The organism is Streptosporangium sp. NPDC049248 (assembly GCF_040678965.1).
Lineage (GTDB): Bacteria > Actinomycetota > Actinomycetes > Streptosporangiales > Streptosporangiaceae > Streptosporangium > Streptosporangium fukuiense.
Window position 1 is genome coordinate 164,293 of sequence record NZ_JBFAQY010000018.1, and the last position, 15,704, is coordinate 179,996.

Annotated in this window: 16 protein-coding genes; 8 read left to right on the top strand and 8 right to left on the bottom strand. The window is 68.8% G+C overall.

What is annotated here, in order from left to right; all coding sequences use genetic code 11:
* Window positions 1-66: 66 nt before the first annotated feature.
* Entirely contained in the window at window positions 67-1,395 is a 1,329-nt protein-coding gene (locus AB0K21_RS28910; protein ID WP_343970292.1) for an MATE family efflux transporter, read from the bottom strand.
* Between the two features lie 338 nt (window positions 1,396-1,733).
* On the opposite strand from AB0K21_RS28910, the gene dnaB reads away from it, so the two are divergent.
* Entirely contained in the window at window positions 1,734-3,089 is a 1,356-nt protein-coding gene (gene dnaB / locus AB0K21_RS28915; RefSeq protein WP_030919742.1) for a replicative DNA helicase, read from the top strand.
* Between the two features lie 68 nt (window positions 3,090-3,157).
* On the opposite strand, the gene AB0K21_RS28920 is transcribed toward dnaB, so the two are convergent.
* Window positions 3,158-3,460, bottom strand: a complete 303-nt coding sequence (locus AB0K21_RS28920) for a helix-turn-helix transcriptional regulator (protein WP_343970288.1) — start codon at window positions 3,458-3,460, stop codon at window positions 3,158-3,160.
* 66 nt (window positions 3,461-3,526) lie between these two features.
* Between AB0K21_RS28920 and map the strand changes: the two genes are divergently transcribed.
* Window positions 3,527-4,309, top strand: a complete 783-nt coding sequence (gene map, locus AB0K21_RS28925; RefSeq protein WP_343970285.1) for a type I methionyl aminopeptidase — start codon at window positions 3,527-3,529, stop codon at window positions 4,307-4,309.
* Window positions 4,310-4,461: 152 nt separating this feature from the next.
* Here the strand turns inward: map and AB0K21_RS28930 are convergent, their stop codons facing one another.
* Window positions 4,462-5,370 (bottom strand): YihY/virulence factor BrkB family protein, encoded by a 909-nt coding sequence (locus AB0K21_RS28930; protein WP_343970282.1) that lies wholly within the window; start codon window positions 5,368-5,370, stop codon window positions 4,462-4,464.
* 1,160 nt (window positions 5,371-6,530) lie between these two features.
* Between AB0K21_RS28930 and AB0K21_RS28935 the strand changes: the two genes are divergently transcribed.
* On the top strand, window positions 6,531-7,070 hold the full coding sequence (locus AB0K21_RS28935) for an isochorismatase family cysteine hydrolase (RefSeq protein WP_343970279.1): 540 nt from the start codon (window positions 6,531-6,533) through the stop codon (window positions 7,068-7,070).
* Window positions 7,071-7,402: 332 nt separating this feature from the next.
* Window positions 7,403-7,768 (top strand): DUF5335 family protein, encoded by a 366-nt coding sequence (locus AB0K21_RS28940; protein ID WP_343970276.1) that lies wholly within the window; start codon window positions 7,403-7,405, stop codon window positions 7,766-7,768.
* A 230-nt stretch (window positions 7,769-7,998) separates the two neighbouring features.
* On the opposite strand, the gene AB0K21_RS28945 is transcribed toward AB0K21_RS28940, so the two are convergent.
* Both AB0K21_RS28945 and AB0K21_RS28950 read right to left on the bottom strand, forming a co-directional pair.
* Window positions 7,999-8,277: a hypothetical protein gene (locus AB0K21_RS28945; RefSeq protein WP_364154864.1), complete on the bottom strand. Its 279-nt coding sequence runs from the start codon at window positions 8,275-8,277 to the stop codon at window positions 7,999-8,001.
* 198 nt (window positions 8,278-8,475) lie between these two features.
* Complete coding sequence (locus AB0K21_RS28950; protein ID WP_364154880.1) at window positions 8,476-8,961, bottom strand: zinc-binding dehydrogenase; 486 nt, start codon at window positions 8,959-8,961, stop codon at window positions 8,476-8,478.
* On the opposite strand from AB0K21_RS28950, the gene AB0K21_RS28955 reads away from it, so the two are divergent.
* Entirely contained in the window at window positions 8,955-9,164 is a 210-nt protein-coding gene (locus tag AB0K21_RS28955; RefSeq protein WP_364154866.1) for a winged helix-turn-helix transcriptional regulator, read from the top strand. The two genes, AB0K21_RS28950 and AB0K21_RS28955, sit on opposite strands and share 7 nt — an antisense overlap.
* A 307-nt stretch (window positions 9,165-9,471) precedes the next feature.
* Here AB0K21_RS28955 and AB0K21_RS28960 read toward each other — a convergent pair whose 3' ends face one another.
* The 3 genes from AB0K21_RS28960 to AB0K21_RS28970 all read right to left on the bottom strand — a co-directional run bounded on the left by AB0K21_RS28960 (window position 9,472) and on the right by AB0K21_RS28970 (window position 11,974).
* Window positions 9,472-10,209, bottom strand: a complete 738-nt coding sequence (locus AB0K21_RS28960; protein ID WP_343970269.1) for a phosphodiesterase — start codon at window positions 10,207-10,209, stop codon at window positions 9,472-9,474.
* 134 nt (window positions 10,210-10,343) lie between these two features.
* The gene (locus AB0K21_RS28965; RefSeq protein WP_343970266.1) at window positions 10,344-11,078 is read right to left on the bottom strand and encodes an ABC transporter permease; all 735 of its coding nucleotides are present in this window, start codon (window positions 11,076-11,078) and stop codon (window positions 10,344-10,346) included.
* Window positions 11,078-11,974, bottom strand: coding sequence for an ABC transporter ATP-binding protein (locus AB0K21_RS28970; protein WP_343970263.1), 897 nt, complete (start codon window positions 11,972-11,974; stop codon window positions 11,078-11,080). Before AB0K21_RS28970 ends, AB0K21_RS28965 begins: the two co-directional genes overlap by 1 nt.
* 155 nt (window positions 11,975-12,129) lie before the next feature.
* Between AB0K21_RS28970 and AB0K21_RS28975 the strand changes: the two genes are divergently transcribed.
* The 3 genes from AB0K21_RS28975 to dnaN all read left to right on the top strand — a co-directional run bounded on the left by AB0K21_RS28975 (window position 12,130) and on the right by dnaN (window position 15,516).
* On the top strand, window positions 12,130-13,659 hold the full coding sequence (locus AB0K21_RS28975; RefSeq protein ID WP_364154869.1) for a histidine kinase: 1,530 nt from the start codon (window positions 12,130-12,132) through the stop codon (window positions 13,657-13,659).
* Entirely contained in the window at window positions 13,656-14,315 is a 660-nt protein-coding gene (locus AB0K21_RS28980; RefSeq protein WP_343970257.1) for a response regulator transcription factor, read from the top strand. The genes AB0K21_RS28975 and AB0K21_RS28980 overlap by 4 nt, the downstream gene beginning before the upstream one ends.
* 100 nt (window positions 14,316-14,415) lie before the next feature.
* Window positions 14,416-15,516: a DNA polymerase III subunit beta gene (gene dnaN, locus AB0K21_RS28985; protein WP_343970253.1), complete on the top strand. Its 1,101-nt coding sequence runs from the start codon at window positions 14,416-14,418 to the stop codon at window positions 15,514-15,516.
* The last annotated feature ends 188 nt before the right edge of the window (window positions 15,517-15,704 follow it).

The following is a 15,704-nucleotide window of genomic DNA, read 5'->3' on the forward strand; positions in this document are numbered from 1 at the left end:
TCTGGGACAAGTGCTATCCGGTCACGTCGTGGACACCACAGTGTCACGCCCGGATTACCCGCTCGATCAACTGCCGACCACCAGCCACGCCGTGCCGTACGCACGCGTCGAAAGAGTGATCAGCCGGGCGGCCATCCACAGCCCGAACGCCAGCCAGAGTGCCACCAGGCCACCGCCCCAGAGGTCCACCAGTAACGCGGCGGGCAGGTAGGCGATCGTCGTCCACACCCCCGCCCAGGCGAGGTAGCGCCGGTCCCCGGCACCGATCAACACACCGTCCAGCACGAACACCACCCCGGCGATCGGCTGCAGGGCGGCCACCACCCAGAGCAGGCCGAGCAGCTCCGCGGCGACCACCGGGCCGGCGTCGAACAGAGCGGGGATGAACGGCCTGGCCACCAGTACGGCGAGGCCGAGCAGCACGCCGGAGCCGACTCCCCAGATCACCATTCTCCAGGTCGCCGCGCGAGTTCCCGCCACGTCGCCGGCACCCAGGGCACGCCCGGTGATCGCCTGTCCGGCGATCGCGATCGCGTCCAGGGCGAACGCCATCAGGATCCAGATCCTGATGGCCACGGTGTACGCCTCGATCTGGTCCGTTCCCATCCGGGTGGCCACCGCGGCGGAGACGGCCAGCACCGCCTGCAGGCACACCGTACGGATGATCAGGGCGATCCCGGCCGAGCCCGCCGCCCGCACGCCCGCCAGGTCCGGGCGGAACGGCGCACGGTAACGGACGAAGATCAGGACGAGGTAGACGGCGGCGGCGAGAGACTGGGCCAGCACCGTGCCCCAGGCCGAGCCGGCGATCCCCCAGCCCAGTCCCAGGACGAACGCGACGTTGAGCACCGCGTTCAACGCGAAGGATCCCACCGACACCAGCAGCGGAGTCGAGGCGTCCTGCATGCCGCGCAGCACACCCGTGCCCGCGAGCACCACCAGCATGGCGGGCACGCCGAGCAGGCTGATCCGCAGGTAGGTCACCGCCTGCCGGGCGAGTTCTCCCTCGGCGCCGATCAGGTGGACCAGCCAGGGGGCCAGGGGCCAGACGATCACGATGATCGCCGATCCCACCCCGGCGGCCAGCCAGAGGCCGTCCACCGCCTGCCGCAGTGCCCGCCCGGTCTCGCCCGCCCCGATCTGCCTGGCCACCGCCGCTGTCGTGCCGTAGGCCAGGAACACGCACATTCCCACCAGGAAACTCAGCACCGTGCTAGCCACCCCCAGGGCGCCGAGCGCGGGGGCGGGCAGGCGGCTGACGATGACGGTGTCCGTCAGCAGGAAGAGCGGCTCGGCCACCAGGGCGCCGAACGAGGGCAGTGCCAGCCGCAGGATCTGCCTGTCATGGTCGCGACCGGAGCGGCTGGAGCGACCGGATCGAGGCGTAAGAGTCACAGCTCCATTGTGTCTCTTACCTCTCAATGGATCTTCAGCGGGATGAACCGGTCGGCTCATCCCATCTAAGGCGACTCCCGGCGTGTCGCCCCAACTTTCTTTTCTCCACAGGCAGTGGATTGCGTTTCCCCTGGTCAGAAAGGTATCCACAGCTGTGGACAACAGTTATCCACAGGACTGTCCCCAGGCTGCCCACACCTCTGGGGAAGAAGTGCACAGCTTATCCACACCTCTGTCGACAGCCCGCGTTGCCAGCCGGGGCGCCGAGCCGCGAAACTGTCACACCGGTCGGCTAAAAATAGAGATAACGTAACTGTGTTCGAAAGAGGGGGTGTTCGGTGAGCATCGCGGAGCCACCGGTCTTCGAGCCAGGTTTCGAGCGCACCCCGCCGAACAACATCGAGGCCGAGCAGTCCGTCCTGGGTGGCATGCTGCTCTCCAAGGACGCCATCGCCGATGTGGTCGAGATCCTGCGATCCGATGACTTCTACCGGCCCGCCCACCAGATCATCTACGACATCATCACCGACCTCTACGGCCGGGGTGACCCCGCCGACGCCGTCACCATCTTCGATGAGCTGCAGAAGCGAGGCGAGGTCGCCCGGGTCGGCGGCGGAGCCTACCTGCACACGCTGACCGCCGTCGTGCCGACCGCGGCCAACGCCGGTTACTACGCGAGGATCGTCCGGGAGCAGGCCATCCTCCGCCGCCTGATCGAGGCGGGCACCCGCATCGTCTCCTACGGCTACGGTGGCCAGGACGAGGAGGTCGACGACCTCGTCGACCGCGCCCAAGCGGAGATCTACAAGGTCACCGAGCGCCGCACCTCCGAGGACTACATCCCCCTGGCCGACATCATGCCGGGCGCCCTCGACGAACTGGAGGCCATCGGAGGCCGGGGTGGCCAGATGGTCGGTGTCCCCACCGGGTTCCAGGACCTCGACTCGCTCACCAACGGCCTGCATCCCGGTCAGATGATCGTCGTAGCCGCCCGCCCGGCCATCGGTAAGTCGACTTTGGGGCTGGATTTCGCCAGATCCGCCGCTATAAAGCACGGCATGACGACTGTGGTGTTCTCGTTGGAAATGTCCCGTAACGAGATCACAATGCGCCTGCTGTCGGCCGAGGCGCGGGTGGCGTTGCACGCCATGCGCTCGGGCACGATGACCGACGACGACTGGGCCAAGCTGGCCCGGCGGATGGGCGAGGTGGCCGAGGCGCCGTTGTTCATCGACGACTCGCCCAACATGTCGATGATGGAGATCAGGGCCAAGTGCCGCCGTCTCAAGCAACGCAACGACCTGCGGTTCGTCATCATCGACTACCTGCAGCTGATGTCCTCGCCGAAGAAGACCGAGAGCCGCCAGAACGAGGTCTCGGAGATCTCCCGGGCCATCAAGCTGCTCGCCAAGGAACTGGAGGTCCCGGTGATCGCGATCTCCCAGCTCAACCGTGGCCCCGAGCAGCGAACCGACAAAAGACCCATGGTCAGCGACCTTCGCGAATCCGGAAGCATCGAGCAGGACGCCGACATGGTCATCCTGCTCCATCGGGAGGATGCCTACGAGCGAGAGTCGCCCAGGGCGGGTGAGGCCGACCTGATCGTGGCCAAGCACCGTAACGGCCCCACCGCCACGGTCACCGTGGCCTTCCAGGGCCACTACAGCCGCTTCGTCGACATGGCCCCCCACTAGGTGTGCTGACCGGGGGCATTGGCCGAGTTCTCTTGTCGACGTCTCCAACGCGGCTGCGGGATTGAGACTTACGAGGTCAACCGCTCACGCGCGTTGTGACCGGAGCCGGTCGGTCTGACGCCACGTTCGGGCCTGCTGATCTCTGCCCACACCGCATCGAGGGAGAGGCCGAGGACATCGGCGATCGCCGCGATGGTCGGGAAGGCGGGGGTGGCCACGCGGCCCGACTCGATCTTCCGGAGGGTCTCCGGTGAGACACGTGCGTCGAGCGCGGTATCGAGCATCGAGCGCTCTCCTCTGGCCCGACGTAGGAGGGCGCCGAGGCGCCGTCCGCGTTCGACCTCTGCGGGAGTGAGCGGCAACCTGACCATGGCTCCAATTCTAATACCGGTATAGTATGGCCGGTATAGTTATTGGTTGCGTGAGAAGGACGCCGCATGATCGAGATCCTGAGCCCCACCCTGCTGGCCCGAGCAAAAGACACAGGCGCCCTGGTCGCTGACATCCTGCAGACGCTGAAGAGCCGCAGCACGATCGGCACGAACCTTCTGGACATCGACCGATGGGCCAAGACCATGATCGTCGAGGCGGGAGCACTGTCCTGTTACCTCGACTACGAGCCGTCCTTTGGACGCGGCCCGTTCGGCCACTACATCTGCACGGCCGTCAACGACGCCGTGCTCCACGGACGGCCATACGACTACAGGCTTGCCAACGGCGATCTGCTGAGTCTCGACCTCGCCGTCTCCAAGGGCGGAGTCGCCGCGGACGCCGCCATCAGCTTCATCGTGGGCGACGCGAAGTCCCCGGAGAGCGTCGCGATGATCAGCGCGACCGAACGCGCGCTGGCCGCGGGGATCGCCGCTGCCGGGCCCGGAGCCCGTATCGGCGACATCTCCCATGCCATCGGCACGGTCCTCAGCGGGGCGGGGTACCCGATCAACACCGAGTTCGGAGGTCATGGCATCGGATCGACGATGCACCAGGACCCGCACGTTTCGAACACCGGACGGCCTGGCCGTGGATACAAACTGCGCCCTGGGCTGCTGCTGGCACTGGAGCCGTGGGTCATGGCGGACACCGCCGAACTTGTCACCGACGCCGACGGGTGGACGCTCCGAAGTGCGACAGGCTGCCGGACAGCACACAGTGAGCACACGATCGCCATCACCAACGACGGAGCCGAAATCCTCACCTTGCCGAAGCAGGCGCAGCCGTGAGGTCGGAGCCCCCGTGTTCCTCTTCTCCGCACACCGCATCGCGAATCGTTGGTGCGAAAGGCTGCCGACGCCTCACGTCAACGCTGCCCTGACTCCCCGACACCGTCTCGACGCCGCTCGTCTCGTCGACGGCGGGTGGCCGACCGGCGAGATCACGGCCCGGAGTCGCGGTGATCCCAGTCCTGGTGGTCGAACTTGCGGGTGTCGCGGGGCTCGACATAGGGCTCCTGCTCCTCCGGCTGTCCCGCCTCGATGGCGCGTCCGCGGACGAGTTCGGCGTCGAACTCCACGCCGAGCAGCACCGCGACGTTGGAGATCCACAACCAGATGAGGAAGACGATGACCCCCGAGAGGGCGGCGTAGGTCTTGTTGTAGGAGCCGAAGTCGGCCACGTAGAAGCCGAACGCGGCGGAGGCGACGATCCACAGCAGGACGGCGAGGGCGCTGCCGGGGGTGAGCCAGCGAAAGCCCGGGTGCCGGACGTTGGGCGCCGCCCAGTACAGCAGGGCCAGGGTGCCCATCACGATGGCGATCAATACCGGCCACTTGGCGATGTCCCAGACGGTCAGCGCGCTCTGGCCGACTCCCAGGACCTTGCCCGCCTGCTCGGCGAGCCCACCGGTGAACACGACCGCGACCGAGCCGGCCGCCATCAAGATCACCAGGGCGGTGGTGATGGTCAGGCGCAGTGGCAGGGTCTTCCAAATGGGTCTGCCCTCGGGTATCTCGTACATGACGTTGGCGGCCCGTATGAAGGCGCCGACGTACCCCGAGGCGGACCAGAGGGCGACGGCGATGCCTGTGGCGGTGGTGATCCCGGCCGCGCGCTGGTTGCTCTGCAGGGCCTGCAGCACGGTGTCGAGGATCTGCCTGGCAGGTCCCGGGGCCAGAGCTCCGAGGTTGTCGATGAGGGGCTTGGTGGCGGACTCACCGAACAGGCCAAGCAGCGAGACCACGGCCAGCAGCGCCGGGAAGATCGACAGCACCGCGTAGTAGGTCAGCGCGGCGGCCCAGTCGGTCAGGTTGTCCTGCTGAAACTCCTTGGCGGTCCGTTTGAGCACCGCCCACCACGACTGTCTGGGTAGCTCTGTGGGACTTTCCGGGGCCGCCTGGCCTCCTGCCGCACGGTCGGAGCCGGTGCTCGGGCTTCGGGTGTCGTGGTGTGACATGGGTACCGCTTCCGTCGGAGCACCGCCATCCCGGGGGTGGGGGCGGTGGTGGTCGATGGCGGAACGGGCGTGTTCGCCAACCTGCCGGGCCTGCTCGTGCACTCCGTGGCCGGTCTCCTTGGCCGCCGGGCCGCTTCCCCGGCTTTCCGGTCGAGGGCCTGGGCCGCCTCCCGCACCGCTCTCCCGACCGGCTGGATCATTCCGTCGGCCTGCTCCATGAGCTGCGCCGCGCGCTTCTCGGCCCTGGTCCTGGGCATGAGGGCCACCGGCAGTCCGGCGCCGAAAGCGATCCTCCCGGCCGTCGGCGGGTTGCCCGGCGTGCTCCGCGTCGCCACACCGGCGAGCCGAGTTTCGCGACCTCACTCATCGGCGCCCTCCAAAGGTTGCGTGCCTTCGACTGAGCGGCCGACTGCCCTCGCAACCCCGCCATATTCCGTGAGACACACGGAGGTTTTTAAAGATCTACAACTTCCGGGGCTTTTCGACCACCGGCGACCCCTGGGAGCGCCCCTGACACGGTTCGCGCGGCACTTGGCCGAGCAATCCTCACCCGGCGGCATCGAAGATCTGCTCCGGCTCGACGCGAACAAGCAGGTCACACGCCCTCGACATGGATGTTTGCCCACTAGGGGGCGGGTAAGGGCTCGCTCGTAGATGAAAGCGGAGCATGACACACCTCGACGAGCGACACCGGTACGAGACGCTCACCCGGAGCTCGGACTCCGCTCCGCGAAAAAGAAAGAGCTTCATGGCCACATCGAGGGGAAACGATGTGACGTCGCGAGTGCCCGGCCATGAACCCGGCGCGCCACAGGGCATCAGCCCGCAGCGAACCGCCCGGCGGATCAGTGGCGCCGGCGTCTTTCCCGTCGGCCGCGCCCTTGTCGGCGCGAGCCGAGGAGCAGGGCGCGCCTGACGCGGTGTTCGGGGCGGTGCGGTCACTCGGATATGGCGAGGAGGAGACAGGACAGGGCTGAGACCGACGGGTGATCACGGTTTTGCCGCGTGAAAGGCCGTGATCGCCCCGAGCTCGAATCACGGGGGCGGGAAAGATGAGTGCTGTCGCGGTGATCGTGATCGACATGCTGAACCCCTACGACCACGAGGACGCCGACGAGCTGCAGAAGAGCGTCGAGCAGATCATGGAGCCCCTGGCGGAGTTGATGAGGCGCGCCCATCGGCATCAGGACGCCCAGCTGGTGGTCGTCAACGACAATCACGGAGACTTCACCGCCACGGCTGAGGACCTGCGGCGGCGCGCCCTGGAGGGGCGGCGTCCCGATCTGGTCGAGCCCGTGCTTCCCCCGGCCGACTGCGCCTTCATAGCCAAGGTGCGCCACAGCGCGTTCTTCGGCACGCCACTGGAGTATCTGCTGCGCCGCGAGGAGATCGAGACCGTCGTGCTGGCGGGCCAGGTGACCGAGCAGTGCGTGCTCTACAGCGCGCTGGACGCCTACGTGCGCGAGTTCTCCGTCCGGGTGGCCTACGACTGTGTGGCCCACATCCACCCCGACCTCGCCGAGGCGGCGTTGCGGATGATGGAGCGCAACATGCGCGCCGACCTCCTGCCGGCCGACCGCTGTCTGGGGTGAGGGGTTTTACCCGCGCCCTTCCTAGCCCTTCACCTGGCGGGGAGGTCGGCTCGCGAACCCGCGTGTCATTTTCGCACCGGCGATGAGACCTGGATCGCCCGCGCCAGAGCCGGCGCCACATTCGTCGCACGGTGGGTCGTACCGAAGCCGCGGTGATTCACCCAGTGCGGCGGCACGACCAGGGGCGAGAGCCGTCCGGGCCCGTACGGTGCTGGGGAGCCCGCCGCCCCGGCAGAGGATTTCTACTCGATCGGGTGATGTGGCACGGTCTCGGGATCGTTGAGGATGGGGACCACGCGGCCTACGGGCTTTGGCCGGGAGGGGGCCATCACATGAACCAGCAGCGGTTGGAACTCGTGCGTGAGGAGTGGCGTGAGTTCTTCGACACCATGACACGCGACCACGAGGGCGCCGAGGTGACGATCGAAGTGATGAACCAGAACTTCGGGGACCTGCTGGAGGTCGAGAAGCTACCGCTGGCCTACCTGGAGTACGACCCCAAGGACGATCAGTTCTCGGTCGGAGCGGGAGGCCGTGACGGGCGCTATCCGGTGGTGCTGCGCCATGCCATCGACCACCCGCAGAGAATCCTGGCCGACACCCTGCAGCAGGGCACGGTGCGAGCGTTCGACGTCTTCGACGCCGAGGGAGGGCAGACGATCGTGACCCTCCACCTGACCTCGGCCTCCTCGGCGTAGCCACGCACTCTCCGCGCCCGGGAGACGACCGCCCGCTTTCGGAGAACTACTCGGGGTGCCGCCAGGAAACTCATCGCCGGCCACGAACGGGAGAGGACCCGGGGCAGCGGTTCACCCCGAGGAACCGCGACGGGCACGCCCGGATCCGGCACGGTGAGAGGAGATCGCCGTCAAACCGTGAAAAGACCCGGCTCCGTGGCCGCGGGAGTCGGGGCGGCCGTGCCGACGCTCTACTCCAGCGCGGCATCGAAGCGGTCGGCCAGCGCGAGAAACGCGTCGTCCCAGCCGCTGGAGCTCGCGACCTCCTGGAGCCGCCCGGTCGGTGCGAACAGCGTCACGAGCCCGGGCGGGATCCGGCCGCCCGCGTCGATCCGGGCGATCGCGGCGTCGATCTCCGCCAGAGCCGCGTCCGCGTTCTTCCAGGAGGACCAGGCGAAGTCGTTGTCGGGTTGGGCGAGGAGCACGCGCACCTCGCCGAGCACTCGCAGGAGATCCGGATGTGGCGTCATGGTCACAGTCTGCCCGAGTGCTCTGGTACCCAACGACCTCCGCGAACTTGTCGGTACAGGGGGAAAGGGCAGCGAACGCGTCGTTGTGGCATCCCTTTCCGGCCGAGGCCGACATGCCGTCCTGGCGGCCTCGGCCCGGTGCCCACGACAGGACGGGCCGTCATGGAGAGACGCTGGAACGAAGCCCGTGGGCGGGGATCACGGGATCAGGACGATCTTTCCGGTGGTGCGGCGGGTCGACAGGAGTTCGTGCGCCCTGGCCACCTCGGCCAGTGGCAGCGTCTGGTCCACGTGGACCCTGAGCCGGCCCGACTCCGCCAGGGCCACCAGCCGCGACAGATCGGCCGCCGAGGGACGCACGTTCACCACCGCGAGCCGCACCCCCAGCTCGGCCGCGCGTTCCCCGGTGATGCCCAGGTTGCCCCCGAGCGCGCCGACGAGCACGCCGCCGGGCTTGAGCACGGAGGCGGAACGCTCTCCGTAATCGCCACCCACCAGGTCGAACACCACGTCCACCGGCTCGGTCTCCGTGACGAAGTCGGCGGTGGTGTGGTCGATCAGCGTGTCCGCGCCGAGTTCGCGCAGGAGGTCGTGCTTGGCGGCCCGGCCGGTACCGGTGACGTGCGCGCCCCGAGACGCGGCGATCTGGACGGTGAGATGGCCGACCCCTCCGGCGCATGGAATGCGACGGGATGGTGATCCGCACCGTCTACCCGACGATCCCGCCCCGGGTGGAGTACGAGCTCAGCGCGCTGGGCCGCAGCGTGGTCATGCTGATGGAGGGCATCAAGAGCTGGTCCGAGGAGCACATGCCCGAGATCATGGCCGCCCGTGACGCCTACGACCTCCGCACGGGTGAGGAACCCCGGCCCGTACGGATGGGGTGAGCGGCGACCGGGGACCGGTCTGATCAGGGGCGGGGCGGTGTCTCGGTGTCGGCCGCACACGACGGTGCCCGTCGTACGGGGTTTGCTCCCGTGCGGTGGGCACCGCCGATCTCCGTGGACACGGGTGATCGAGCCCCATGCCCTCGAATGCAGCCTTCGGTCACTGCCGGACCTGTGGAGCCGATCGCGAAGTAGGCGTCCGCCGTGCTCGCGGTGTCGGCCCGCGTGACCGGGGCAAGCGCCGCGGGGAGCAGTACGGTGGCCATGGCGATGCCGGCAACCTCCCGGTAGTCGGGCCGAGGCGAGGTCAGAGGACCGGGCGGACGTGGGTGACGAGGCGGCCCTCGTCGAAGACATGGATGGCGATCTGCGGCGGCAGGTCGTAGTCGACCGGGACCGGGATGTCGAGTTCCTGGTCGAGCAGCAGCGTCGAGACCACACCGGGAGCGACCGAGAGCGGCAGGCCGGCGAAGGTGGTGCTCGCCGCGGTGTGGGCGTGGCCGACGATGACGGCCGCCACCTGCGGGTACTGCCGCACGATCTCCTCCAGCCGCTCCGGGTTCCGTAGCCGGATCGCGTCCACGTACGGGATGCCCAGCGACACCGGCGGGTGGTGCATGCCGATGATGGCCGGGGTCTCCGGGCTCTCGGCGAGCACGTCCCGCAGCCAGGCGATCGTCTCGTCCTCCAGGAAACCCTCCGGCCGGCCGGGGACGCTGGAGTCGCACAGCGCGACGGTGAGCCCGTCGAGCCGGAGAACCTGGTTGACCGGCCCGTCGCCGTCCTCGTCGAGCATGACCTTGCGGAACGCCGAACGGGCATCGTGGTTGCCCGGACAGATGATCGTCGGGTGGCGCGTGGTCAGCAGCTCACGCGCGATCTCGTACTCCTGGATCAGGCCGTTGTCGGCGATGTCGCCGGTCACCACGACCGCGTCCAGAGGGCCGGGAAGGTTCTCCAGGCGCCGCATGACGGATCGGGTCCTGTCGATGCTGCGGGGAGAACCGTCGATGTGGACGTCACTTACATGCGCCAGGATCAGCATCACTCAAGAGTGGCATATCCACTTTCCGCCAAGTACGTCGAACTCCCCGCGAAAAGAAGGCGGAAACAGGCCGTGGTCCGTCCCTGCCCCACGCGAGGGGCGGACCACGGCGGATCGTGATCACACTCTGTCCGCTACTCCCACCGGAACAGTCGGGTGGCCAGTCCACCCGTGACCAGCAGGGTCACCGCCACCACCACCAGGTGCAGTGGCTGCGGCGCGTGCCCCGCCCACGTGTCGCGGAGCGCCGTGGCGAACGGCGCCATCGGCAGGAAGTCGCCGATCTGCCGCACCAGGTCCGGCATGAACTCCCTGGGAACCCACATCCCGGACATGAACAGCAGCGGGAACATCAGCAGCGAACCGATGCCCGGCGCGGACTTCGCGCTGGGCGCCAAGGCGGAGATCAGCAGCCCCAGGCCGAACATCGAGGCCGTGCCGAGCACGAACACCCCGGCGAAGGCCAGGGGGTTCCTGGGCGGGGTCAGGCCGAGGACGAGGCCGCCGAAGCCGATCAGGAGGATGGTGGCGATGATCGCCACCGCGAGGTTGTTCACGACCTGGGCGACCAGCAACCGGACCGGGCTGACCGGGGTGGTGGACATCCGGCGCAGCACGCCGCTCTCCCGGTAGCTCACCAGCGTCGCCGGCAGGGTGGTCAGTGCCATCGTCACCACGGCCAGGATCACCATCATGGTGGGAAAGTGAGTGTCGATGATCCGCTCTCCGCCCATCTCGGGAGGAGCCTCCTGAAGTCCGGCGGTGCTGCCCAGCCCGAGCAGGAGCACGAGGGGGAGCAGTACCGCGAAGATCGGGCCGGCGGGGTCCCGCAGGAAGAGCTTGAGCTCGGTCAGGATCATCTTGTTCATCAGGAAAGCTTCTTTCCGGTGAGGCCCAGGAAGGCGTCGTCGAGATTGGCCTGCTCCACGCGTAGGTCGGCGGGTACGACATGGGCGGCGGACAGGGCGGTCGTGATCGCGAGCAGCAGGTCACCGGTACCGGTGACCGTGATCTGCCCGCCGCTCCGCCTCATCTCGGTGACCTCGGGCAGTGCCTTGAGCACCGAGTCGTCGAACGGCTGGGAGGGCCGGAACCTGACGGTCTGCCGCCCGCCGACCTTGGCGATCAGGCCCGCCGGGCTGTCCAGCGCGACCAGCCGGCCGGAGTCGATCAGCGCGAGCCGGTCGCAGAGCCGCTCGGCCTCCTCCATGAAGTGGGTGACCAGCAGGATCGTCACACCGTCATCGCGCACCCGCTCGATGAGCTCCCAGGTGTCCCTGCGGGCCTGCGGGTCCAGGCCCGTGGTCAGCTCGTCCAGGATCGCCACGCGAGGACTGCCGACCAGGGCCAGTGCTATCGAGAGCCGCTGCTGCTGGCCGCCGGAGAGTTTCCCGTAGGGCGTGTCACGCTTGTCGGCGAGCCCGACCCGTTCCAGGAGCTCGGCCCAGTCCGCGGGGGCCCGGTAGAAGGACGCGTACAGGTCGAGCGCCTCCCACACCCTGAGCTTCCCCGGCAGCGTGGAACTCTGCAGCTGGACGCCCAGCTGTTCCCTGAGCTCGGTGCCGGTGAGGCCGCCGAGCACGCCGACGGTCCCGTAGTCGGGGACGCGCAGGCCGGCGACGCACTCCACGGTGGTCGTCTTGCCGGCTCCGTTGGGGCCGAGAACGCCGAAGATCTCGCCCTCTTCGACGGTGAACGAGACGTCGTCCACCACCAGCTGGTCTCGGTACTGCTTGCGGAGGTTGCTGACCTCGATGACCTTCATGCCAACCGACGCTAGAAGCCGCGCCGCGCGGGGAGAATCCGCCTGGACCCCCGGCGGGGGCGGGCCAGGCACCCGGCAGGGGTGTGGCTACCTCCACCCCCGGGCGGCGTCCGCCACCACTGGGCACATCCGGAGACATCATCGAGACTTGACACATGAGGACGTATGCGGTGGCGGTCGGCAAGGCACTGGCCCTGGGGGCGATGGCACTGGTGGACATCGCCCTGGTGGCGCTGACCCTGTTCGCGTTCCTGCTGACGTTCGGGTTGGGGATGATCTTTGTGTTCCCTCCGACGGCCCGGCTGATCAGGTACCGTACGGCGTTCGCCAGGAGGTTGACCGGCACCTGGCTCGGGATCGCGGTGCCGGTGCCCTACCTGCCGCCGCCGCTGCCGGCACGACCCCAGCCCGACGGGTGGTACCGCCACGAGCGCCAGCTCTACAAGACGCCGCGCTGGCCCGACTGGAACAACCGCTGGAAGTGGATGTTCGGCGACCCGGCCACCTGGCGGGACGGGCTCTGGCTGTTCCTCAACCCGGTGGTCGCGGCCGCTCTGTTGCTGCTCCCCCTCACCCTGGCCACAGGCGCCGTCCTGGCGTCGCGGTCCGCGGTGCCGGCGGCCGTGCCTCCGCTCCTGGGGTGCGCCGCCGTGGTCGCGCTGATCGCGTTGCCCCACCTGCTGCGGGGATACGCCTGGTGGAACCACCTGTTGCTCTCTCCCACGGCCAAGTCCGTGCTCGCGGGGCGGATCCAGCGGCTCGACCAGGCGCGCCTGGCGACGGTCGACTCCCAGGCGTCCGAGCTGCGGCGGATCGAGCGCGACCTGCACGACGGTGCGCAGGCGAGGCTTGTCGCGATGGGCATGACGCTGGGCGCGGTCGAGGAACTGATGGACAAGGATCCGGCGGCCGCCAAGGCCCTGCTCGGCAAGGTCAGGGAGGCCTCCTCCACGGCGCTCGTCGAGCTGCGTGACCTGGTCAGGGGCATTCACCCACCGGTCCTGGCCGAGCGCGGCCTCGGTGACGCGGTGCGCGCCCTGGCGCTGGACAGTCCGTTGAAGGTCACGGTCACCGTGGACCTGCACGCCCGCCCGGACTCGCCCGTCGAGTCGGCCGCCTACTTCTCGATCAGCGAGCTCCTCACCAACGCGGCCCGCCACGGTGGCGCCGAGCGGGTGTCGATCGACATCAGCAGCCATGACCACGCGCTGCGCGTCGTGGTCACCGACGACGGCGAGGGAGGCGCCGACCCGTCGCTGGGCAGTGGCCTGCGAGGCATCGAGCGCAGGCTGGCGGCCTTCGACGGGGTGCTCGCGGTCAGCAGTCCGCGCGGTGGTCCGACGATCGCCACGTTCGACCTGCCCAACGCGCTCGCCGAGAAGCGCCGGGACAGCAGGCCCCTACCGCGGGGGAAGGCCGTCATCGTCGGGATCTGCTGGGGGATCGGCTGGCTACCGCTCTTCCCGCAGGGGCTGGTGACGATGGTCATGAAGATCATCGACACCGAGCACCTCAGCTGGTTCCTCGCGCTCTACCTGCCCGAACCCCTGCAGTGGCCGCTGATCGTCTTCAACATCTCCCTGGGCCTCTCCATGTACGCCGCGGGCATGATCATCCCCGCCATGCACTCCAGCCAGCGCCGGTTGGCGGAGGTCGTGCCGGCCCGCCTATGGTTGGGCCGATGAGCCTTAGAGTCGTCATCGCCGAGGACCTCTACCTTCTGCGGGACGGCCTGGTCCACCTGCTCCAGGCCCACGACTTCGAGGTCGTGGCGGCAGTGGAATCGGGGCCCGAGCTGCTGAAGGCGCTGATCGAGCTCAGGCCCGACGTGGCCGTGGTCGACGTGCGCCTCCCGCCCACGTTCACCGACGAGGGGCTCCAGGCGGCACTGGCGGCGCGCAGGGCCGTCCCCGGCCTGCCGGTGCTCGTCCTGTCCCAGCACGTCGAGCAGCTGTACGCGCGCGAACTGCTGGCCGACGGCTCGGGGGCGATCGGCTACCTCCTCAAGGACCGGGTCTTCAACGCCGAACAGTTCGTCGACGCGGTCCGCCGGGTCGCGGCTGGAGGCACCGCGATGGACCCGGAGGTGATCGCCAAGTTGCTGGCCAGCACCGTCCGTCACCAGCCGCTCGGCGCGCTGACCCCGCGCGAGCGCGAGGTGCTGGAGCTGATGGCCGAGGGCCGCTCCAACGCGGCCATCTCCCAGCGCCTGTTCCTCAGCGAGAGCGCGGTGGGCAAGCACACGGCCAGTATCTTCGCCAAGCTCGACCTGGTCCCCTCCGATGACGACAACCGCCGCGTGCTCGCCGTCCTGACCTATCTCAACGCGGCCCGAGGCTGACTTTCCCAGGCTCGGACCCTGTTTGTCGGTCCTAGCGGATAACGTGCTGAAGGACGGTTTCCGCACGTGGCGGTGCTGTTCAGGACGAAGGGATGATCAGGTGAAGTTCCGGGTTAACCGTGATGTCCTGGCCGACGCGGTGGCCTGGGTGGCCCGGGTGCTGCCGAACCGGCCGGCCATTCCCGTGCTCTCCGGGCTGCTCCTGGAGGCCGACGGAGACGATCTCGTACTGTCCGTCTTCGACTACGACGTCTCCGCCCGCGTCTCGATCGAGGCTGTCGTGGCGGAGCCCGGCAGGGCGCTGATTCCGGGCCGGATTCTCGCGGAGATCACCCGCAGCCTGCCCGATGACGCGGTGGAGGTCGCCACCAGCGGTTCCGAGGCGGTTCTGACCTGCGGCAGCGCGGAGTTCGGCCTGTTGACCATGCCGGTTGAGGATTTCCCCTCTCTCCCCGAGATGCCCCCCAAGATCGGTGCCGTCGGCGGCGGGATCTTCGCGACCGCGGTCGGCCAGGTGGCTTCGGCGGCCAGCCGCGACGAGACCCTCCCCATGCTGACCGGCATCCGGGTCGACATCTCAGGCGACGACGTGACCCTGGCCGCCACCGATCGCTACCGCATCGCGGCCAGGGAGTTCGGCTGGCGCCCCGAGCGGCCGGGCACCGCGGCCGCCGCCATGGTGCCCGCGCGGGTGCTCGTCGAGGTGGCCAGATCGTTGCGCGGCGGCGAGGTCTCCGTGGCGCTGGGTGAGGGCATCGCCGGTTTCGAGAGCGTGGGCAGGGCAACCACCGTCCGCCTGCTCGACGAGCAGTTCATCGACTACCGCGCGCGGCTGACCGACGACTGGTCGATCCGGGCCGACCTGCGGGTGGCCCCGTTCGTCGACGCGATCAAGCGGGTCGCGCTGGTCGCCGAGCGCAACACCCCGATCCGGCTCTCCTTCGGCCAGGGGCAGGTTCTCATCCAGGCGGGCGGTGGCGACATCGGCCGCGGCACCGAGGTCGTCGACGCCGAGTTGTCCGGTGACGATATCCAGATCGCCTTCCAGTCCCACTTCCTGCTCGACGGCCTGAACGGTGTCGAGACCGAGTTCGTCCGGCTCAACATGGAGTCGCCGAGCCGCCCGGCTCTCATCACCGAGGTTCCCGGCGATGCCGACCCCGCCTTCCGCTACCTGGTGATGTCCCTGCGCCTGACCTGAACGCCTCCGTGTCCGGGCACACCGGGTGCTTCGGGCACCTGGACCGGGCCGCGCCCCGCCGGCCGCCCAGAGGGCTTCTCACAGTGCGGGCCCCGCCACCGGCCGGTGGCGGGGCCCGCACAGTGAGAAGCCCGGGGGGGGGGGGGGGCGGCGGCGGGTTGGGGTTGGTCGGGGGGGGCGCTGAGGGT